Origin of the sequence: Pseudomonas sp. 382 (assembly GCF_002759075.1) — a bacterium.
In the GTDB taxonomy this organism is placed as follows: domain Bacteria; phylum Pseudomonadota; class Gammaproteobacteria; order Pseudomonadales; family Pseudomonadaceae; genus Aquipseudomonas; species Aquipseudomonas vlassakiae.
In genome coordinates this window covers 41,570-61,372 of record NZ_PEMX01000016.1, presented here as the reverse complement: position 1 = coordinate 61,372, position 19,803 = coordinate 41,570, and the positions used below count along the sequence as shown (strand labels likewise).

The window sequence follows — 19,803 nt, the reverse complement described above, 5'->3', positions numbered from 1 at the left end:
GCGCTTCCGGGCGCGGCGTGAGCCGGCCCGGGGCCTTGATGCAGGATGCTCAGCGGCGCTTGGCCATGGCATCGGTGAAACGATCGAACAGTGGCGCGACGTCGGTCGGGCCTGGGCTCGCTTCAGGGTGGCCCTGGAAGCTGAACGCGCTCTTGTCGGTGCGCTCGATACCCTGCAGGGTGCCGTCGAACAGCGACTTGTGGATGGCGCGGACATTGCCCGGCAGGGTGGCTTCGTCAACGGCGAAACCGTGGTTCTGGCTGGTGATCATGACCACGCCGGTGTCCAGGTCCTGGACCGGGTGGTTGGCACCGTGGTGGCCATGGCCCATCTTCACGGTCTTGGCGCCGGAGGCCAGGGCCAGCAGCTGGTGGCCGAGGCAGATGCCGAATACCGGAATCTCGGTTTCGAGGATTTCCTTGATCGCCTGGATCGCATAGTCGCATGGCTCCGGATCACCAGGGCCGTTGGACAGGAACACACCATCCGGATTCAGTGCCAGCACTTCGCTGGCCGGGGTCTGGGCAGGCACCACGGTCACGCGGCAGCCGCGGGCGACCAGCATGCGCAGGATGTTCAGCTTGACGCCGTAGTCGAAGGCGACCACGTGGTACGGCAGGTCGGCAGCGTCGATGGTCGGGTGGCTATCGGTCTTCAGCTCCCAAACGCTGGAGCGCCACTCGTAGCGTTCCTTGGTGGAAACGACCTTGGCCAGGTCCATGCCCTTCAGGCCAGGGAAGCCACGGGCGGCTGCGATGGCGGCTTCTTCGCTGATGTTGTCACCCGCCAGGATGCAGCCGTTCTGAGCGCCTTTTTCGCGCAGGATGCGGGTCAGGCGACGGGTGTCGATACCGGCGATGGCGACGACGTTGTTGGCCTTGAGGTACTCAGGCAGCGACTGGGTATTACGCCAGTTGCTGGCCAGCAGCGGCAGGTCGCGGATAACCAGGCCAGCGGACCAGACACGGCTCGACTCGGCATCTTCCGGCGTAGTACCGGTGTTGCCGATGTGCGGGTAGGTCAGGGTGACGATTTGCTGCGCGTAGGAAGGGTCTGTAAGGATTTCCTGGTAGCCGGTCATAGCGGTGTTGAATACCACCTCACCAACGGTCTGACCGTCGGCACCGATGGCTTCACCGCGGAAAATACTGCCGTCGGCAAGGGCGAGTATGGCTGGCTTTGTCAAGAAGACCTCCCGTAAGTCAAGCATGAAAGGGCGATCGCAGGTTGCAAAAAAGCGGAGTGACGTATGGACACGTCACCCCGCTTTCATGTGCTGAATTCAATTCGCTGCGCGCTTTTAGTGGACACACTAAAGCTGTAGCTTACAGAAAAGTGCGTTTTCGGTCTACCGCATATGTGCCTCTAAAACACATGATTGCGACAGACTGACATTTGCGGCGCCTGCTTCGCGGGCATGCCCGCTCCCACAACGACCGCACAGAGCCTGAGCCTTGCACAAATCCTGTGGGAGCGGGCGCGCCCCGCGAAGACGCCAGCACCGCTCGAACGGCTTAGCGCAGGTCGAGCACATCCTGCATGTCGTACAGGCCCGGCTTGCGCCCATCGAGCCACAGCGCCGCTCGCACCGCGCCCTTGGCGAAGGTCATACGGCTGGAGGCCTTGTGGGTGATTTCCAGGCGCTCGCCCTCAGCAGCAAACAGCACGGTGTGATCACCGACCACATCGCCGGCACGCACGGTGGCAAAGCCGATGGTCTGGCGATCACGCGCGCCGGTCTGGCCTTCACGGCCATACACCGCCACTTCCTGCAGATCGCGCCCCAGCGCATTGGCAACCACTTCACCCATGCGCAGCGCGGTCCCCGACGGGGCATCGACCTTGTGCCGGTGGTGCGCCTCGATGATCTCGATGTCGACATCGTCACCCAAAACCCGCGCAGCCATGTCCAACAGCTTGAGGCTGAGATTGACACCAACGCTGAAGTTGGCGGCAAACACGATCGGGATGTCTTTGCCCGCTTCGGCAAGCAGTTGCTTCTCCTCGGCGGTAAAACCGGTGGTACCGATGATCATCGCCTTGCCGTGCTTGCGGCAGAACGCCAGGTTCTTCAGCGTCACCGACGGGTGAGTGAAGTCGATCAGCACGTCGAATTCGTCGGCAACCTTGGCCAGGTCGTCCGACAGCAGTACACCGATACGACCGAGCGCTGCCAGCTCGCCGGCATCCGCCCCGACCAGCGAGCTGTCCGGACGATCGATCGCCGCCGTCAGCCCCGCGCCCGGGGTTTGCTGAACGGCTTCGATGAGGGTCTTGCCCATCCGCCCCGCCGCGCCCATCACTGCAATACGTCGCATAGCCATTTTCCTTGTCAGAGATCGCCGAAGAAGCGCTTAACGCCATCGAACCAGCCGCTGGCCTTGGGCGAGTTGTCACCTTCCAGCGAGCTGCGCAGCTCTTCGAGCAATTCGCGCTGGCGACGGGTCAGGTTGACCGGGGTCTCAACCGCTACGCGGCACAGCAGGTCACCGGCACCACCACCGCGAACCGGGGCGACACCCTTGCCACGCAAGCGGAACTGCTTGCCGGTCTGTGTACCTTCCGGAATCTTGAGCTTCACGCGACCATCGAGGGTCGGCACTTCCAGCTCGCCACCGAGTGCGGCATCGGTGTAGCTGATCGGCACTTCGCAATAGAGGTGCTTGCCGTCACGCTGGAAGATCTCGTGCTCGCGCACGTTGATCACCACATACAGATCGCCAGTCGGACCACCATGGGTGCCCGCCTCGCCCTCGCCGGACAGACGGATGCGGTCGCCGGTATCGACGCCCGCCGGCACTTTGACCGACAGGGTCTTGTATTCCTCGACACGGCCCTCGCCATGGCACGAGGTGCATGGGTCGGTGATGATCTTGCCCTGGCCGTGGCAGCGTGGGCAGGTCTGCTGCACCGAGAAGAAGCCTTGCTGCATGCGCACCTGGCCGATGCCACCGCAGGTCGGGCAAGTCGACGGGGTCGACCCCTTCTTGGCGCCGGAGCCGTCGCACGGTTTGCAGTTGACCAGAGTCGGCACGCGGATACTGACCGTGGTGCCGCGCACCGCTTCTTCCAGGTTCAGCTCCAGGGTGTAGCGCAGGTCGCTGCCGCGCTGGGCACCGCCACGTCCACCACCGCGACCGCCGCCGAAGAAGTCACTGAAAACGTCGCCAAAAATGTCGGAGAAGTTGGCGCCGCCGAAGCCGGCACCACCGCCACCCATGCTCGGGTCGACGCCGGCATGACCGTACTGGTCGAACGCCGCACGCTTGTTCGCATCTGACAGTACTTCGTAGGCCTCGTTGGCCTCCTTGAACTTGTCTTCCGACTCTTTATCGCCCGGATTGCGGTCCGGGTGGTACTTCATCGCCAGTCGGCGGTAAGCCTTCTTGAGGTCAGCTTCGCTGGCGCCGCGCTCGACACCCAGGACCTCATAATAATCACGCTTGGACATAGGTCATTTGCACCTTGTTGGGCGTCAGGCATCTGCGCCGCGCCATCAGCACCTGCCTGCACACCACGAATGGCCCCGACAAATGCTGTAAAAAATCTCGAATTCCAGATACGCCAACGCGGGAGCAAGCCCCCGCGCGGCGACATCCTACCAGCTCACCGGCAGCAACCAGTGAACGGGTCGACAGCAGGCAACGATTACTTCTTGTCGTCGCCTTTCACTTCTTCGAACTCGGCGTCAACCACGTCATCGTGCTTGGCTTCCGGCTCGGCTTGCTGTGCGCCACCCTGAGGCTGTTCGGCCTGCTGCTCGGCGTACATCTTCTGAGCAACCGGAGCCGATACCTTGGACAGTTCTTCGACCTTGGCGTCGATGGCGGCCTTGTCGTCGCCTTTGACAGCGGCTTCCAGGGCAACCACGGCAGCTTCGATCGCGGCCTTCTCTTCAGCAGTAACCTTGTCACCGGCGTCCGCAACCATCTTGCGGGTCGAGTGCACCAGCGCATCACCCTGGTTACGGGCAGTGGCCAGCTCTTCGAACTTGCGGTCTTCCTCGGCGTTGGCCTCGGCGTCACGCACCATGCGCTCGATTTCTTCGTCAGACAGGCCGGAGTTGGCCTTGATCACGATCGACTGGGTCTTGCCGGTGGCCTTGTCCTTGGCGCCCACGTGCAGGATGCCGTTGGCGTCGATGTCGAAGGTCACTTCGATTTGCGGTACGCCGCGAGGCGCTGGCGGAATCTCGGCCAGGTCGAACTTGCCCAGCGACTTGTTCTGCGCCGCCTGCTTGCGCTCGCCTTGCAGCACGTGAATGGTCACGGCGCTCTGGTTGTCGTCGGCGGTCGAGAACACCTGCGACTTCTTGGTCGGAATGGTGGTGTTCTTCTCGATCAGCGCGGTCATCACGCCGCCCATGGTTTCGATACCCAGGGTCAGCGGGCTGACGTCCAGCAGCAGCACGTCCTTCACGTCACCGGCCAGCACGGCGCCCTGAATGGCAGCACCCATGGCCACGGCTTCGTCCGGGTTGACGTCCTTGCGCGCTTCTTTACCGAAGAAGTCGGCAACCGCCTTCTGCACCATCGGCATACGGGTCTGGCCGCCGACCAGGATCACGTCGTCAATCTTGCTGGCGTCGATGCCCGCGTCTTTCAGGGCGATGCGGCAAGGCTCGATGGTGCGCTTGACCAGGTCTTCGACCAGCGACTCCAGCTTGGCGCGGGAAATCTTCACGTTCAGGTGCTTAGGACCAGTGGCGTCTGCAGTGATGTACGGCAGGTTGACATCGGTCGACTGCGCCGAGGACAGCTCGATCTTGGCCTTTTCAGCAGCTTCTTTCAGACGCTGCAGGGCCAGCGGATCGTTCTTCAGGTCCATGCCGGACTCTTTCTTGAACTCGTCGACGAGGTAGTCGATCAGGCGCATGTCGAAGTCTTCGCCACCCAGGAAGGTGTCGCCGTTGGTGGCGAGCACTTCGAACTGGTGCTCACCGTCGACTTCGGCGATTTCGATGACCGAAACGTCGAAGGTACCACCACCCAGGTCATAAACGATGACGGTGTGGTCGCCCTTGGCCTTGTCCATGCCGTAAGCCAGTGCAGCGGCGGTCGGCTCGTTGATGATACGTTTTACGTCCAGGCCAGCGATGCGGCCGGCATCCTTGGTGGCCTGACGCTGACTGTCGTTGAAGTACGCCGGAACGGTGATTACCGCTTCGGTCACGGACTCGCCGAGGTAGTCTTCGGCGGTCTTCTTCATTTTCTTCAGTACTTCGGCGCTGATCTGCGGAGGCGCCATTTCCTTGCCGCTGGCTTCGACCCAGGCGTCGCCGTTATTGGCTTTGACGATCTTGTAGGGCACCAGCTTGATGTCTTTTTGCACGACATCTTCTTCGAAGCGACGACCGATCAGGCGCTTCACTGCGAACAGGGTGTTGTGCGGGTTGGTGACGGCCTGGCGCTTGGCCGACTGGCCAACCAGGATTTCACCGTCGTTGGCGTAGGCCACGATCGAAGGGGTAGTGCGCGCGCCTTCGGCGTTTTCGATGACCTTGACGTTACCGTTTTCCAGAATGGAGACGCACGAGTTGGTGGTCCCCAGGTCGATACCGATGATTTTGCCCATGTTTACTCTCCCGAAACTTGAATTTGGCGGCAGCGGCTACGGTCGTGGCCAACTGCGGTAATACTTGAACGCTTGACACCTAGATGGGGATGCCCCGGAGGATTTCAAGCCTTCTCATCGATAGAAGGTTGCGGTGCCGCTGGCGCCTTGCTGACCACCACCATGGCAGGGCGCAGCAGGCGACCGTTGAGCAGGTAGCCCTTCTGGAACACGTTGAGCACGCTGTTAGGCTCGACCTCGGCGTTTTCCTGCATGGCCATGGCCTGATGGTGCTCAGGGTTGAACGGCTGCCCGTGCGGGTCGATGGCTTCGAGGTTGTAGCGCTTGAGGGTGTCCTGGAACATCTTCAGGGTCAGCTCGACGCCTTCACGCGTGCTCTTGACCTGTTCGTCGTCGGGCTTGAGGTGCGCCAGGGCCATTTCCAGGCTGTCGATCACCGGCAGCAGGTCGCCAGCAAACTTCTCGAGCGCGAACTTGCGGGCCTTGTCGACTTCCTGCTCGGCGCGACGAATGCTGTTCTGCGCTTCGGCAGCGGCACGCAGGGACTGATCCTTGGCGGCGGCCAGCTGCTCCTCGAGCTCCTGAACGCGGGCGCCGTTATCCACTGCACCTGCCTCTTCGGCATTAAGGTCTTGTTCATTCAGCTGTTCGTCAGCCATGGGTCTCTCCTCCGCAATTTCGGTTGTACGAGCAAAGCTCGCCGTGTCTGCCGGCTATATGGGGCCGGAAAAACCAGCTTCAAGGGGCACGTGGGTTTTGCCGGTCGCAACAGAATCCGCCAGAGGGCATTGGCAGGGCAGAAAAAAGTACTGTATAAATAACCAGATCTGAACTTCGGGAGCCGCCCCCATGCTGGTGCACCTGTCCATTCACAACTACGCCATCGTCGAGCACCTCGACCTTGAAATCGCCCGTGGCATGTCGGTGATCACCGGCGAGACCGGTGCGGGCAAATCGATCATGCTCGACGCCCTCGGCCTGGCCCTGGGCGACCGTGCCGACAGCGGCGTGGTGCGTCCCGGCACCGACAAGGCAGACATCCTTGCCACGTTCGACCTGGTGGACATCCCCGAAGCCCATGCCTGGCTGGCCGAGCGCGATCTGGACAACGACGGGTTGTGCATTCTGCGCCGCGTCATCACCGCCGAAGGGCGCAGCCGCGGCTACATCAACGGCACCCCCTGCCCGCTCGGCGACCTCAAGGCGCTGGGCGAGCTGCTGATCGACATCCACAGCCAGCATGAACACCAGTCACTGCTGAAGACCGACACCCACCGCCGTTTGGTGGACGAATACGCCGGCGCCATCGACCTCTCCCGCCAGGTGCAGCTTGCCGCCAAACGCTGGAACCAGACCCGCCTGGAACTCGAGCGGCTGAGCAATTCCGGCGACGAGCAACGCGCCCGCCACCAACTGCTCAGCTACCAGCTGGAAGAGCTGGACAATCTCGGCCTGGGCGAAAACGAACTGGAACAACTGGAGCAGGAACACAAGAACCTGACCAACGCAGAGGCCCTGTTCGGCATCTGCCGCCAGGTCATCGACCAGTGCAGCGAAAGCGATTCTGGCAATGTGCTCAGCGCGCTCACCGCCAGCCTCAACCGCCTCGGCGCTGCAACGAACGCCCCGCGTGCGCTGGGCGAAGCCGCCAACATGATCGCCAGCGCACAGATTCAGGTTGAAGAAGCGGTGGGCGAACTCAATCGCTTCCTCGACAACTTCGACGCCGACCCCATGCGCCTGCAAGCCCTGGAAGAGCGCCTCGACACGATTTACACCCTGGCGCGCAAGCACCGCGTGCACCCCACTGAGCTGCCACATTTGCAGCAACAGCTGATGGATGAACTCGAAGGCCTGAACGCCAGCGACGAGTCGATCGAACGCCTGACCGAGGAACTTGGCGCCTATGCCCAGCACTATAAACAGAAGGCACAGGAGCTCAGCGCACTGCGCCAGCAGGCAGCCAAACAGCTGGCCGTCGCCGTGGAGCAGGAAATCCAGCGCCTGGGTATGCCGGGTGGGCGGTTCTGCATCGAACTTACCCCCAACGAAGGCAACGACCTGTCACCCCACGGACTGGAACAGATCGAATTGCTGGTCAGCGCCAACCCCGGGCAGCCACTCAAGGGCCTGGCCAAGGTGGCGTCCGGGGGCGAGCTCTCCCGTATCAGCCTGGCGATCCAGGTGATCACAGCTCAGACCTCGCGCATTCCGACCCTGGTATTCGACGAAGTGGACGTCGGCATCGGTGGCCCTACGGCCGAAATCGTCGGCCAGTTGCTGCGCCGCCTGGGCGAGCGTGGCCAGGTACTGACCGTGACTCACCTGCCGCAAGTGGCCGCGCAAGGGCACCATCATCTGTTCGTGCACAAAGTGCGCAACAGCGATACCACCCACACCGCAGTCGCCAGCCTGGGCAAACGCGAGCGGGTCGAAGAAGTGGCGCGGATGCTGGGCGGCATCGACCTGACCAAGGAATCCCTGGCCCATGCGCGCAAGATGGTGGTTTCCGGCAAGGCTTGAGAGCACCTTCAGCCTCTTCGCGGGTAAACCCCTCCCACAGGATTTCGCAAGGCTCAAGGTCTGTGCAGACCCTGTGGAAGCGGGTTTATCGAAGCGTCGAACCACCGCGAAAGGGCCAGCAAGGCCAACACGCATTCAGCACCCTACAAAGCACAAAGGCGACCCGAAGGTCGCCTTTGTCATTCATAACGAGCTAAATCGTTACTTTTTCTTACGCACATAAAGGACCAGGTTGTGGTCCACGAGCTCGTAGCCATGCTCGGCCACGATCTCTTTCTGGCGGCGTTCGATCTCGGCATCCATGAACTCGATAACTTCACTGGTATCCACGTTGACCATATGGTCGTGGTGACCGCCGTCAGCCAGCTCGAACACCGCGTGGCCACCGTCGAAGTTGTGGCGCACCACCAGACCCGCCGCTTCGAACTGGGTCAGTACGCGATAGACGGTTGCCAGACCGACGTCCTCGCCAGCCTCCATCAGCGCCTTGTAGACATCCTCGGCGCTCATGTGACGTTGCTCGGTCGAGTCGAGCATCTGAAGGATCTTGACTCGAGGCAGTGTCACCTTGAGACCGGCTTTGCGCAATTCGCTATTTTCAACCATGGTCAGCTTTCTCGCCGATGCTGCTTCGCAGCTTCTCTTAATACGGGTATGATCGGGGTTTACGTTGTCCAGCCAAGATAGTGGAAGTCGCCCACCGATGCAAAACACCAAGCTCTTGCTAAACAGCCTCGCCCTCGCGGGACTGCTCGCACTCGCCGGTTGCTCGTTTCCCGGGGTTTACAAAATCGACATCCAGCAGGGCAATGTCGTCACGCAAGACATGATAGACCAATTACGCCCCGGAATGACCCGTCGGCAAGTAAGGTTTATCATGGGCAACCCGCTGCTGCAGGACACTTTCAACACCAATCGTTGGGACTATCTGTACAGCCTGCAACCTGGTGGCGGCACACGTCAGCAGGAGCGCATGAGCATCTTCTTCAACGACAGCGACCAGCTGGTCAGCCTGTCCGGCGACTTCATGCCAGGCGTGAGCCGCGACCAGGAAATCCTCGGCGGCAGCAACACCACCACGGTCAGCCCGGCCACCCAGCCAGAGCAGGCCAAGCCGCAGCCGGAAGAGAAACCGGCCAAGCCAGGCTCGACGGAAGAGTCCATCCAGCGTGAGATCGACACCATCGAGACCACCCCAGTGCCGACACCGGCACCGCTGGAAACCTCGCCGCAGTAAATGCCGGCCAGATGAAAAAGCCCGGACCATGGTCCGGGCTTTTTATTACTGTCAGCTCAGCTAGCGCTTGGCCTTCGCCTTCGCAGCGCGCTGCTTGCGCGCCTCGACAGGGTCGAGCAGCAGAGGCCGGTAGATTTCCAGGCGGTCCCCCTCCTCGACTACATGCGCGTGCGCATCTGCCACCACCTTGCCGAAAATGCCCACCGGACAGTGCGCGATATCCAGCCCACTCACTTGCCCGACAATCCCGGACAGGCGCAACGCTTCACGCACACTCACCCCGTCTGGCACTTCACAGGCCAACAACCACTGGCGCTCGGCCGTGGCGTAGGCCACTTCGATCTTAGCCATTGAGCTGCTTGGCACGCTGGCAGAACGCATCCACCAGAGTATTGGCCGCCTGGTTGAACAGCGGCCCGAGCGTGGCGCGCACGATCGCGCCGGCGTAGTCGAAGGTCAGGTCGAGGCTGATCTTGCAGGCCTTTTCGCCGAGCGGCTTGAACACCCACAGGCCATGCAGCTGCGTGAATGGCCCCTCTTCCAGGTTCATTTCGATGGACTGCCCCGGCACCAGAATATTGCGGGTGACGAACTGCTGGCTCATGCCGCCCTTGGCCACTTCCAGCTTCGCCCGCATGTGCGTGTCGCTGGCCTCGATCACCGTCGAGGCCGAGCACCAGGGCAGGAATTCAGGGTAGCTGGCCACGTCGTTGACCAGATCGTAGAGCGCCTGGGCAGGGTACGGCAGCAGGGCGGAGCGTTGAATATGGGTAGTCATCCAGGCGTCACTTCCAAGGCTGGTTGGCGGCGCTTCGCAGCGTGCCGAAAACAGGTTCTGTGCAGAGAACAGGCCTTGTATTGTCCGGTATTCATTGCGGTGGCTCAAGCACACCGAAATCCCATAGCCGACCACGTGATGTCTTGCCTATAATGCCGCCCCTATGGCTAAACAAAAGAAACATCCGACCGGGACCATCGCGCAGAACAAAAAGGCGCGACACGATTACTTCATCGAACACAAGTTCGAGGCCGGGCTGGTCCTGTCCGGCTGGGAAGTAAAGAGCCTGCGGGCCGGCAAGGCGCACCTGACCGACAGCTACGTGCTGCTCAAGGATGGCGAAGCCTGGCTGTTCGGCAGCCACATCACCCCGCTGACCACCGCCAGCACCCACGTCATCGCCGACCCCACGCGCACCCGCAAGCTGCTGCTGAACAAGCGCGAGCTCGAGCGCGTGGAAGCCGCCGTGGCACAAAAAGGCTACACCTGTGTGGCCTTGGCGCTGTACTGGAGCAAGCACCTGATCAAGTGCGAGATCGCGCTTGGCAAGGGCAAGAAGGAGTTCGACAAGCGCGACACCATGCGCGAACGCGACTCCAACCGCGAGCTGCAGCGTGCGGTGCGGAACAAGGGCAAGGAAGAGTAAATCTCCTTTAGCCTGTTCCGGCCTCTTCGCGGGTAAACCCGCTCCCACAGGGACTGCACAGGGCCTTAAACCTGCTCAGTACTTGTGGGAGCGGGTTTACCCGCGAAGAATTCAGCACCGATCTCAACGCCCGCTGCGCCGCTCTGCCCGCGCTACCCGCTGGGCCTCGTCCTGCGCCTCTTCCAGCACCTCCTGCACATACAGGATGTGCCGGCTCGACACCTCCCGCGCCTCCTCTGCCCGGCCCTCGACAATCGCCAGGTACAACTCGCGGTGCTGACTGATCAGCATGTCGCGTGTTTCCGTGCGCTGCTGGTACATGCCACCAATGTTGGTCACCACATTGCGCTTGAGCAGGTCGAACAAGCCACGGATCGTATGCAGCAACACCGCGTTATGGCTGGCCTCGGCAATCGCCAGGTGAAAGCGGGCATCAGCCGCGCCCTCCTCCGCCCGCGTCACCTCGTCAGCCCGCGCATAGCAGTCCTGCAGAGCATCGAACGCCGCTTTCAACCGCGCACGATCAGGTTCGGTGGCACGCAGGGCTGCGTAGTAAGCGCATGACGCCTCCAGCGTATGGCGAAACTCAAGCAGGTCGCGCTGCGCTTCGGCGCTATGCTCGAGCAACTGCAGCAGTGGGTCGCTGAAGGTCGAGCCGAGCGATTCGGCTACGTAATTGCCGCCACCCTGGCGGCTCACCAGCAGCCCCTTGGCCACCAGCTTCTGGATCGCCTCACGCAGTGACGGGCGCGACACACCGAACTGCTCGGCCAGGACGCGCTCGGCTGGCAGCCGCTGCCCAGAGGTCAGCGTGCCTTCCAGAATCATCCCTTCCAGCCGATCGACGATGTCGTCGGACAGGCGCCGTTGGCGGACCTGATCAAAAACCATCACATGCTCTCCACAAACCCCGGCCAATTATCGCCGAGCGCCTATTCTCGCCGATCCGCGCTGCGCCAGCACGCATCAGGCGACGGTTTTCGCCAGTGAGCAGCTGCCCGTTCATCGACCCGCGACCAAAGTTTTGCACAGGACAAATTGACACACCCACGACAGCGCTTTTAACCTAGCGACCAGTCATTGTAAATTGGTCTTACCAATTATCCAATGCCAGTGCCTGACCAACAACAATTAGGGGCCACCCCATATGCAAACCTGGCAACAACTCTATACCCCGCTTGGTAGTCTCGGCCTGTCCGCACTGGCGGCGGTCATCCCCATAGTGTTCTTCTTCCTGGCCCTGGCCGTGTTCCGCCTCAAAGGCCACGTGGCCGGCAGCATCACCCTGGCCCTGTCGCTCCTGGTGGCGATCTTTGCCTTCCAGATGCCTGTCGACATGGCCCTCGCTGCCGCAGGGTATGGCTTCCTCTACGGCCTCTGGCCGATTGCCTGGATCATCGTTGCCGCGGTGTTCCTGTACAAACTCACTGTCAAGAGCGGCCAGTTCGAAGTGATCCGCAGCTCGGTGCTGTCGATTACCGATGACCAGCGCCTGCAAGTGCTGCTGATCGGCTTCTGCTTCGGTGCCTTCCTCGAAGGCGCGGCCGGCTTCGGCGCACCGGTAGCCATTACCGCCGCATTGCTGGTGGGCCTGGGCTTCAATCCGCTGTACGCCGCCGGCCTGTGCCTGATTGCCAACACCGCACCGGTAGCCTTCGGCGCCCTGGGCATCCCGATCATCGTGGCCGGCCAGGTCACCGGTATCGATGCCTTCCACATCGGCGCCATGACGGGGCGCCAGCTGCCACTGCTGTCGCTGTTCGTACCGTTCTGGCTGGTATTCATGATGGACGGCCTGCGCGGCGTGAAGGAAACCTGGCCTGCCGCCCTGGTCGCCGGCCTGAGCTTCGCCGTGACCCAGTACTTCACCTCGAACTTCATTGGCCCGGAGCTGCCGGACATCACCTCGGCCCTGGCCAGCCTGATTTGCCTGACCCTGTTCCTGAAAGTCTGGCAGCCCAAGCGCTCGTTCGCCGAAGCCAAAGGCAGCGTCGGCGCCGCCGTGGTGCAGCCAAGCGGCAGCCAGCCGACCCCGTACAGCTTCGGCGAGATCTTCAAGGCCTGGTCGCCGTTCCTGATTCTCACCGTGCTGGTCACCCTCTGGACCCTGAAGCCATTCAAAGCGGCCTTCGCCCCCGGCGGCGCGATGTACAACTTCGTGTTCAATTTCGCCATCCCGCACCTTGACCAGCTGGTGATCAAGACTGCGCCGATCGTCACCGCGCCAACCGCCATGCCAGCGGTGTTCAAGCTCGATCCGATTTCCGCCACCGGCACCGCGATCTTCCTCTCCGCACTGGTGTCCATGTGGGTGTTGAAGATCAACTTCAAAACTGGTCTGACCACTTTCAAAGAGACCCTCTGGGAACTGCGCTGGCCGATCCTGTCGATCGGCATGGTGCTGGCCTTCGCCTTCGTCACCAACTATTCGGGCATGTCCTCGACCATGGCCCTGGTCCTGGCCGGCACCGGTGCTGCGTTCCCGTTCTTCTCGCCGTTCCTCGGCTGGCTGGGCGTGTTCCTGACCGGTTCCGACACCTCGTCCAACGCCCTGTTCAGCTCGCTGCAGGCCACCACCGCCCACCAGATCGGGGTCAACGACACCCTGCTGGTGGCGGCCAATACCAGCGGCGGCGTGACCGGCAAGATGATCTCGCCACAGTCGATCGCCGTGGCCTGCGCTGCCACCGGGCTGGTCGGCAAGGAATCCGACCTGTTCCGCTTCACCGTCAAGCACAGCCTGTTCTTTGCCACCATCGTCGGCCTGATCACCCTGATCCAGGCCTACTGGCTGACCGGCATGCTGGTTCATCACTAAAGTGAAAGGGGCCGGGCGCCGTTGCGCGCCCGGCATCTCCTTCAACCCACGCTGCGAGAATCCATGATCATTTCCGCCTCCACCGACTATCGCGCCGCGGCCCAACGCAAGCTGCCTCCTTTCCTCTTCCACTATGCCGACGGCGGGGCCTACGCCGAGCACACCCTGCGCCACAACGTCTCGGACCTGGCCAGCATCGCCCTGCGCCAGCGCGTGCTGAAGAACATGTCCGAGCTGAGCCTGGAAACCAAGCTGTTCGACGAGACCCTGAGCATGCCCGTGGCCTTGGCCCCGGTCGGCCTCACCGGCATGTACGCCCGCCGTGGTGAAGTGCAGGCGGCGCGTGCAGCAGCGGCCCACGGCATTCCGTTTACCATGTCGACGGTGTCGGTGTGCCCGATCGAAGAAGTGGCGCCCGCCATTGACCGGCCGATGTGGTTCCAGCTGTATGTACTCAAAGACCGCGGCTTCATGCGCAACGCCCTGGAGCGGGCCAAGGCCGCTGGCGTGAAGACCCTGGTGTTCACCGTCGACATGCCCGTGCCCGGTGCCCGCTACCGCGATGCCCACTCCGGCATGAGCGGTGCGAACGGCCCGATGCGCCGCGTGCTGCAGGCCATGACCCACCCCGAATGGGCGTGGGACGTTGGCGTGATGGGCCGCCCGCACGACCTGGGCAACATCTCCAAGTACCGTGGCAACCCCACGGGCCTGGCCGACTACATCGGCTGGCTCGGCAACAACTTCGATCCGTCGATCTCGTGGAAGGACCTGGAGTGGATCCGCGAATTCTGGGATGGCCCGATGATCATCAAGGGCATCCTCGACGCGGATGACGCCCGTGACGCGGTCAAGTTCGGCGCCGACGGCCTCGTTGTCTCCAACCACGGCGGCCGCCAGCTCGACGGCGTGCTGTCGAGCGCCCGCGCCCTGCCGGCAATTGCCGATGCGGTCAAAGGCGACCTGAAGATCCTCGCCGACTCCGGCATCCGCAGCGGCCTCGATGTGGTGCGCATGATCGCCCTTGGCGCCGACACCGTGCTGATTGGCCGCGCCTTCCTGTGGGCCCTGGCCGTGCACGGCCAGGCCGGGGTGAAGAACCTGCTCGAACTGTTCGAGAAGGAAATGCGCGTGGCCATGGTGCTGACTGGCGCCAAGTCGATCAGCGAGATCACCCGCGAATCGCTGGTCCGCGAACTGGGCGCCTGAGCGCCTGCAAACCGTACCGCCTGAATGACCGGGGCACGCTGCGCAGCAGACGCTGCGGCCCCGCGAGGAGATTGCATGAGCCTGCCCGCTGCGTTCCTGCGCGATGCCGAGCGCCTTATCCCGGCCGAACGCCGGTTCGACGACCCGACCTCTACCCTGGCCTTCGGCACCGACGCCAGCTTCTATCGGCTGATCCCCAAGCTGGTGGTGCGCGTCGAGTCCGAGGACGAAGTGGTCGGGCTGATTCAACTGGCTCAGCGCGATCGCGTGCCGGTGACCTTCCGCGCTGCGGGCACCAGCTTGTCCGGCCAGGCCATCAGCGACTCGGTACTGATCGTGCTGGGCGACAACTGGGGAGGCAAGGAGATCCGCGGCCAGGGCGAGCAGATCCGCCTGCAACCCGGCGTCATCGGCGCCCAGGCCAACGCCTGGCTGGCCCCCTACGGGCGCAAGATCGGCCCCGACCCGGCTTCGATCAACGCCTGCAAGATCGGCGGCATTGTCGCCAACAACGCCAGCGGCATGTGCTGCGGTACCGCGCAGAACACCTACCACACCCTCGCCGGCCTGCGCCTGGTGCTGGCTGATGGCACCCGCCTGGACAGCGAAGACCCCGCCAGTGTCGCCGCCTTCGAAAGCAGCCACGCCGAACTGCTCGAAGCGCTGGCGCGCCTGGGCCGCGAAACCCGCGCCAATACCGAACTGGCCGACCGCATCCGGCACAAATACCGGCTGAAGAACACTACCGGCCTGTCACTCAACGCACTGGTGGACTACGACCAACCGCTGGATATCCTGCAGCACCTGCTGGTCGGTTCCGAAGGCACCCTGGGCTTCATCAGCGCCGTTACCTACAACACCGTGCCCGACCATCCGCACAAGGCCAGCGCCCTGCTGGTGTTCCCCAGCGTGGAAAGCTGCTGCCGCGCCGTCACCGTGCTCAAGCGCCAGCCGGTGTCCGCCGTCGAACTGCTCGACCGCCGCAGCCTGCGTTCGGTGCAGAACATGCCGGGCATGCCGCTGTGGGTCAAAGCCCTGTCAGCCAACGCCTGCGCCCTGCTGATCGAGTCCCGCGCCGCCAGCCAGAGCCTGCTGCACGAACAACTGCAGCGGGTGATGGCCTCGATCGCCGACTACCCGCTGGAGCAAAAGGTCGACTTCAGCGAAGACCCGGCCGTGTACAACCAGCTGTGGAAAATCCGCAAAGACACCTTCCCCGCCGTCGGTGCCGTGCGCCAGACCGGCACCACGGTGATCATCGAGGACGTCACCTTCCCCGTCGAGCAACTGGCCGAAGGCGTCAACCGGCTGATCCAGCTGTTCGACAAGCACCAGTATGACGAGGCGATCATCTTCGGCCATGCGCTGGAGGGTAACCTGCACTTCGTCTTCACCCAGGGCTTCAACAGCGCCGAGGAAGTCGCCCGTTACCAGGCCTTCATGGACGACGTGGCGCAGCTGGTGGCCGTAGAGTTCGGCGGCTCGCTCAAGGCCGAGCACGGCACCGGCCGCAACATGGCACCGTTCGTGGCGCTGGAATGGGGCGCTGATGCCTACCAGCTGATGTGGAAACTCAAGCGCCTGCTCGACCCCAACGGCATCCTCAACCCCGATGTGGTGCTGAGCGAAGATCCGGACATCCACCTCAAAAATCTCAAACCGCTGCCCGCCGCTGACGAGATCGTCGACAAGTGCATCGAGTGCGGCTTCTGCGAACCGGTCTGCCCCTCCAAGGGCCTGACCCTCAGTCCGCGCCAGCGCATCGTCATGTGGCGCGACATCCAGGCGAAGAAACGCGCCGGCATCGACACCCGCGAGCTGCTGCAAAGCTACCAGTACCAAGGCATCGACACCTGCGCCGCCACCGGCCTGTGCGCCCAGCGCTGCCCGGTCGGCATCAACACCGGCGAGCTGATAAAGAAACTGCGCAGCCAGGCCGCCGACCATGCCAAGACCGCAGACTGGCTGGCCGAACATTTCCACACAGCGCTGGGCGGCGCCCGCTTCACCCTCACCGCCGCCAACAGCGCCCGCAAGCTGCTCGGCGCACCACGCCTCGGGCGCCTCAGTGCAGCCCTGAGCAAGGCCAGCAAAGGCCGCCTGCCACAGTGGACCCCGGCCCTGCCCCAACCGCTGCGCACGCAGGACTTTGGCCCGGCGAGCAACGACGCCCGGCCCCGCGTGGTCTACCTTGCCGCCTGTGTTTCACGCGTGATGGGCCCCGCCTATGCCGACCGCGAGCAAAGCTCGCTGCTCGAAAAGACCCGCGCCCTGCTGGAAAAGGCCGGTTACCAAGTGGTGTTCCCGGACAACGCCGACAGCCTCTGCTGCGGCCAGCCGTTCGCCTCCAAGGGCTACCCCGGGCAGGCCGAGCACAAGCGCCAGGAACTGCTCAACGCCCTGCTCCACGCCACCCGCGGCGGGCTCGACCCGATCTACTGCGACACCAGCCCGTGCACCCTGCGCCTGGTGCAGGACCTGGGCGAAACCCGGCTGGACCTGTATGACCCGGTGCGCTTCATCCGCACCCACCTGGTCGACAAACTGGAGTTCAGCCCCCAGGACGAGCCCGTGGCCGTGCATGTGACCTGCAGCACCCAGCATCTGGGCGAAAGCCAGGCATTGATTGACCTGGCGCGCCGTTGCAGCAAGCAGGTGGTGATTCCGGAAGGCATCCACTGTTGCGGATTCGCTGGCGACAAGGGCTTCACCACCCCCGAGCTTAACGCTCACTCGCTGCGTAGCCTGAAGGATGCGGTGCAGTATTGCAGCGAGGGGATCTCCACAAGCCGCACCTGTGAAATCGGCCTGTCCAGCCACAGCGGCATCGACTACCACGGCCTGGTCTACCTGGTAGACCGCGTCACCCGCCCACGCGCAATCTGAGATATCCAAGCGCTTGCACAGACCTCAAAACCGCCGCAATTCCCTGTGGGAGCGGCCTTGTGTCGCGAAAGGGCTGCGTAGCAGCCCCACGATTTCAGCTTCGCCGCTTTAATTGCCGGGGCCGCTCCGCGGCCCTTTCGCGACACAAGGCCGCTCCCACACCGAACCGCATTGCCCGGTCGACTGCAACATCCCGCCACAAACCACCCTGCCGCCAAGCCATCACCCCGATTGAACCCCCGCCAAATCCCGACAGTCCACCCTTACAGGCCCACCTCCCGCGGCCATAAAAGGAGACACCCATGAAAGGTACCGCGCTTTCGGCCCTCTTCGCGGCCGCTACCCTCCTGGCTTCGCCGGTATTCGCCGCCGATGACCTGTGCAAGACCAACCTGCAGAAGATCGACGACAGCATGGCCACCGCCGGCGCTACCTCCGAAGGCCTGGACAAGGCCCTGACCGAGCAGGTCGACAAAGCCAAGGCCGCCCAGGCTTCAGGTGACACCAAAGGCTGCATCGCCATCACCAGCAAGGTCCTGGAGCGCCTGGAAAAGACCGAGAAAGGCAGCGGCTCGGCCGGCGGCAGTGGTGCTTGAGCCGTCGCAGCGTGGGCGACAGGACCGGCTGTCGACGTCGCCCGCGCAATGGCGTATACTCCGCCTTACGTGCCGCAAGGTGCGTTAGCCAAGAGCTAGTGTGGGGCCGATCAGGATTCGACGCCGGTAGCGAAACTCTAGGTGCATGCCGAGTTGGTAACAGAACTCGTAAATCCACTGTTGCAACTTTCTATAGTTGCCAATGACGAAAACTACGAGGGCTACGCTCTCGCTGCGTAAGCAGCTGAGCCCGCTCTCCTGGTAGCTTCGGCTCCAGCAATCATCAGGGGATGCCTGTAAACCCGAAATGATTGTCATACAGAACAGGATCGTCGTGTAGCACGTTGGGGGCAAAGCGACTAAAACTTACCCAACTCATCCAAAGCACCCTGCCCGTCGGGCGGCTGCGGATTAAATCAGTAGACACGGCTAAGCATGTAGTACCGACAGCGGAGTACTGGCGGACGGGGGTTCAAATCCCCCCGGCTCCACCAAATAATCCAAACAAATCAGGCACTTAGCAAAAAGCTTAGTGCTTTTTTTGTGCCTTAATGGGCTGTTATGGCTGGGGAATGCCAGCTTTATGACAGCTTTCCAGAAGCCTAGAAAGCTCATTGCCTCCCTTCGCGCACGCTGTAGATCCTTGCCCCCTGTCCGTGCTATGCTGAGCAAGCGAATGGTTTAACAGTGATCGCCGATCACTAAACCTATAAAGGATATATCGTGCTCAAGCCAATTTTCGAAGCCCACTCAATAGAATCCATCTCGCTTACATGTGAGTATGATGGCGCGGTGGACGCTCATGGCCTGTCTGTCATCAAGGATGAAGGTAGCAGACTGAAGCTTAAATATTCAGCCCGTCGAGTGGCACGCAAATCAGCAAATCCAAATGCTGAGAACCATTCATCTCAGCCTGAAGTTAAGGGCTATTTGTTTTTGAATCGAGATGGCGACCGCGAAAAAAGCCGTTTTGAAGTAATAAATTCAAATTGCGTTTACACAAGCAAGAACTACATAAACTTTAAGACGTTTCTGGCAGACGCAGCTTTTAGCTTAAAAATAGGGCATGAAGCCTTTTCTAAAAGCGGGAGACGTCTTGAGAAAATTATACTTTCGTATAAAGATCAATTTGTCACCACAAATAGCGAAGAAGTTCTCGAAGGCGTCAACCCTGCTTGCCCTTATATCGCTAGCGCGTGCTTGAATCAGAATAACTTCTGGCATTCTAATGTAGGTTTTTTCTCTCAAGACTTTGGAGATGAAACCACGTTACTTCACAATATTCGCATCCATCATTCCCTGGTCAAGGACAACGACTTTGATGATGAGGATACCGAGCTTACGCATGCGCTCATCGTTGAGTGTCATCATGTTCTGGGCATGAGTGACGAAGATGTTTCAGATTTTGAAAATACTTTTGAAGACACATCTAATCGCCTACGATCCACACATAAAGAAATGCTTCTTGAAATACTTTCTGCTGATTTGATCAGCGCGATAGGACTCAAGAAAGAAAAAGCAGAGGGATAGGCTATG

Annotated in this window: 17 protein-coding genes and 1 other RNA gene; 9 read left to right on the top strand and 9 right to left on the bottom strand. The window is 61.8% G+C overall.

Going from position 1 to position 19,803, the window contains the following annotated elements:
* Window positions 1-49: 49 nt before the first annotated feature.
* From carA to grpE, 5 genes are all read right to left on the bottom strand, one after another.
* Entirely contained in the window at window positions 50-1,186 is a 1,137-nt protein-coding gene (gene carA, locus CQW31_RS18565) for a glutamine-hydrolyzing carbamoyl-phosphate synthase small subunit (RefSeq protein WP_010955364.1), read from the bottom strand.
* 328 nt (window positions 1,187-1,514) lie between these two features.
* Complete coding sequence (dapB, locus tag CQW31_RS18560) at window positions 1,515-2,318, bottom strand: 4-hydroxy-tetrahydrodipicolinate reductase (RefSeq protein WP_054885647.1); 804 nt, start codon at window positions 2,316-2,318, stop codon at window positions 1,515-1,517.
* A 14-nt stretch (window positions 2,319-2,332) separates the two neighbouring features.
* On the bottom strand, window positions 2,333-3,451 hold the full coding sequence (gene dnaJ, locus CQW31_RS18555) for a molecular chaperone DnaJ (protein ID WP_054885648.1): 1,119 nt from the start codon (window positions 3,449-3,451) through the stop codon (window positions 2,333-2,335).
* 197 nt (window positions 3,452-3,648) lie between these two features.
* Window positions 3,649-5,574, bottom strand: coding sequence for a molecular chaperone DnaK (dnaK, locus tag CQW31_RS18550; protein WP_054885649.1), 1,926 nt, complete (start codon window positions 5,572-5,574; stop codon window positions 3,649-3,651).
* Window positions 5,575-5,678: 104 nt separating this feature from the next.
* Window positions 5,679-6,251 (bottom strand): nucleotide exchange factor GrpE, encoded by a 573-nt coding sequence (grpE, locus tag CQW31_RS18545; protein ID WP_143524237.1) that lies wholly within the window; start codon window positions 6,249-6,251, stop codon window positions 5,679-5,681.
* A gap of 172 nt (window positions 6,252-6,423) precedes the next feature.
* On the opposite strand from grpE, the gene recN reads away from it, so the two are divergent.
* Window positions 6,424-8,097 (top strand): DNA repair protein RecN, encoded by a 1,674-nt coding sequence (gene recN, locus CQW31_RS18540; RefSeq protein WP_099815136.1) that lies wholly within the window; start codon window positions 6,424-6,426, stop codon window positions 8,095-8,097.
* Between the two features lie 201 nt (window positions 8,098-8,298).
* Here recN and fur read toward each other — a convergent pair whose 3' ends face one another.
* The gene (gene fur, locus CQW31_RS18535) at window positions 8,299-8,703 is read right to left on the bottom strand and encodes a ferric iron uptake transcriptional regulator (RefSeq protein ID WP_046788147.1); all 405 of its coding nucleotides are present in this window, start codon (window positions 8,701-8,703) and stop codon (window positions 8,299-8,301) included.
* A gap of 97 nt (window positions 8,704-8,800) precedes the next feature.
* Here fur and CQW31_RS18530 point away from each other — a divergent pair, with 97 nt between their 5' ends.
* The gene (locus CQW31_RS18530) at window positions 8,801-9,334 is read left to right on the top strand and encodes an outer membrane protein assembly factor BamE (RefSeq protein ID WP_054885652.1); all 534 of its coding nucleotides are present in this window, start codon (window positions 8,801-8,803) and stop codon (window positions 9,332-9,334) included.
* A gap of 60 nt (window positions 9,335-9,394) precedes the next feature.
* Here CQW31_RS18530 and CQW31_RS18525 read toward each other — a convergent pair whose 3' ends face one another.
* Window positions 9,395-9,685, bottom strand: a complete 291-nt coding sequence (locus CQW31_RS18525; protein WP_099815135.1) for an RnfH family protein — start codon at window positions 9,683-9,685, stop codon at window positions 9,395-9,397.
* Window positions 9,678-10,112: a type II toxin-antitoxin system RatA family toxin gene (locus tag CQW31_RS18520; RefSeq protein ID WP_054885654.1), complete on the bottom strand. Its 435-nt coding sequence runs from the start codon at window positions 10,110-10,112 to the stop codon at window positions 9,678-9,680. The genes CQW31_RS18525 and CQW31_RS18520 overlap by 8 nt, the downstream gene beginning before the upstream one ends.
* Before the next feature lie 163 nt (window positions 10,113-10,275).
* Between CQW31_RS18520 and smpB the strand changes: the two genes are divergently transcribed.
* On the top strand, window positions 10,276-10,758 hold the full coding sequence (gene smpB, locus CQW31_RS18515; RefSeq protein ID WP_003249914.1) for an SsrA-binding protein SmpB: 483 nt from the start codon (window positions 10,276-10,278) through the stop codon (window positions 10,756-10,758).
* A 123-nt stretch (window positions 10,759-10,881) separates the two neighbouring features.
* On the opposite strand, the gene CQW31_RS18510 is transcribed toward smpB, so the two are convergent.
* Window positions 10,882-11,649, bottom strand: coding sequence for an FCD domain-containing protein (locus CQW31_RS18510; RefSeq protein WP_054885655.1), 768 nt, complete (start codon window positions 11,647-11,649; stop codon window positions 10,882-10,884).
* Window positions 11,650-11,905: 256 nt separating this feature from the next.
* On the opposite strand from CQW31_RS18510, the gene CQW31_RS18505 reads away from it, so the two are divergent.
* From CQW31_RS18505 to CQW31_RS18475, 6 genes are all read left to right on the top strand, one after another.
* On the top strand, window positions 11,906-13,576 hold the full coding sequence (locus CQW31_RS18505; RefSeq protein WP_054885656.1) for a lactate permease LctP family transporter: 1,671 nt from the start codon (window positions 11,906-11,908) through the stop codon (window positions 13,574-13,576).
* 63 nt (window positions 13,577-13,639) lie between these two features.
* Window positions 13,640-14,785, top strand: a complete 1,146-nt coding sequence (lldD, locus tag CQW31_RS18500) for an FMN-dependent L-lactate dehydrogenase LldD (protein ID WP_099815134.1) — start codon at window positions 13,640-13,642, stop codon at window positions 14,783-14,785.
* Window positions 14,786-14,860: 75 nt separating this feature from the next.
* Window positions 14,861-17,671 carry an FAD-binding and (Fe-S)-binding domain-containing protein gene (locus tag CQW31_RS18495; RefSeq protein WP_099815133.1) on the top strand — a complete coding sequence of 937 codons (2,811 nt, stop codon included), beginning with the start codon at window positions 14,861-14,863 and terminating at the stop codon, window positions 17,669-17,671.
* Between the two features lie 302 nt (window positions 17,672-17,973).
* Window positions 17,974-18,267, top strand: coding sequence for a hypothetical protein (locus CQW31_RS18485; RefSeq protein WP_054885659.1), 294 nt, complete (start codon window positions 17,974-17,976; stop codon window positions 18,265-18,267).
* A 102-nt stretch (window positions 18,268-18,369) separates the two neighbouring features.
* Window positions 18,370-18,761: a transfer-messenger RNA gene (gene ssrA, locus CQW31_RS18480) on the top strand.
* 229 nt (window positions 18,762-18,990) lie between these two features.
* Window positions 18,991-19,797 (top strand): TIGR04255 family protein, encoded by an 807-nt coding sequence (locus CQW31_RS18475; protein WP_158238182.1) that lies wholly within the window; start codon window positions 18,991-18,993, stop codon window positions 19,795-19,797.
* Window positions 19,798-19,803 lie beyond the last annotated feature (6 nt).

Bases quoted from the DNA above. Each gene is read 5' to 3' on its own strand.
- dapB (WP_054885647.1), bottom strand. From the start codon at position 2,318: ATGCGACGTATTGCAGTGATGGGCGCGGCGGGGCGGATGGGCAAGACC.
- dnaJ (WP_054885648.1), bottom strand. From the start codon at position 3,451: ATGTCCAAGCGTGATTATTATGAGGTCCTGGGTGTCGAGCGCGGCGCC.
- dnaK (WP_054885649.1), bottom strand. From the start codon at position 5,574: ATGGGCAAAATCATCGGTATCGACCTGGGGACCACCAACTCGTGCGTC.
- recN (WP_099815136.1), top strand. From the start codon at position 6,424: ATGCTGGTGCACCTGTCCATTCACAACTACGCCATCGTCGAGCACCTC.
- fur (WP_046788147.1), bottom strand. From the start codon at position 8,703: ATGGTTGAAAATAGCGAATTGCGCAAAGCCGGTCTCAAGGTGACACTG.
- CQW31_RS18530 (WP_054885652.1), top strand. From the start codon at position 8,801: ATGCAAAACACCAAGCTCTTGCTAAACAGCCTCGCCCTCGCGGGACTG.
- CQW31_RS18525 (WP_099815135.1), bottom strand. From the start codon at position 9,685: ATGGCTAAGATCGAAGTGGCCTACGCCACGGCCGAGCGCCAGTGGTTG.
- CQW31_RS18520 (WP_054885654.1), bottom strand. From the start codon at position 10,112: ATGACTACCCATATTCAACGCTCCGCCCTGCTGCCGTACCCTGCCCAG.
- smpB (WP_003249914.1), top strand. From the start codon at position 10,276: ATGGCTAAACAAAAGAAACATCCGACCGGGACCATCGCGCAGAACAAA.
- CQW31_RS18510 (WP_054885655.1), bottom strand. From the start codon at position 11,649: ATGGTTTTTGATCAGGTCCGCCAACGGCGCCTGTCCGACGACATCGTC.
- CQW31_RS18505 (WP_054885656.1), top strand. From the start codon at position 11,906: ATGCAAACCTGGCAACAACTCTATACCCCGCTTGGTAGTCTCGGCCTG.
- lldD (WP_099815134.1), top strand. From the start codon at position 13,640: ATGATCATTTCCGCCTCCACCGACTATCGCGCCGCGGCCCAACGCAAG.
- CQW31_RS18495 (WP_099815133.1), top strand. From the start codon at position 14,861: ATGAGCCTGCCCGCTGCGTTCCTGCGCGATGCCGAGCGCCTTATCCCG.
- CQW31_RS18485 (WP_054885659.1), top strand. From the start codon at position 17,974: ATGAAAGGTACCGCGCTTTCGGCCCTCTTCGCGGCCGCTACCCTCCTG.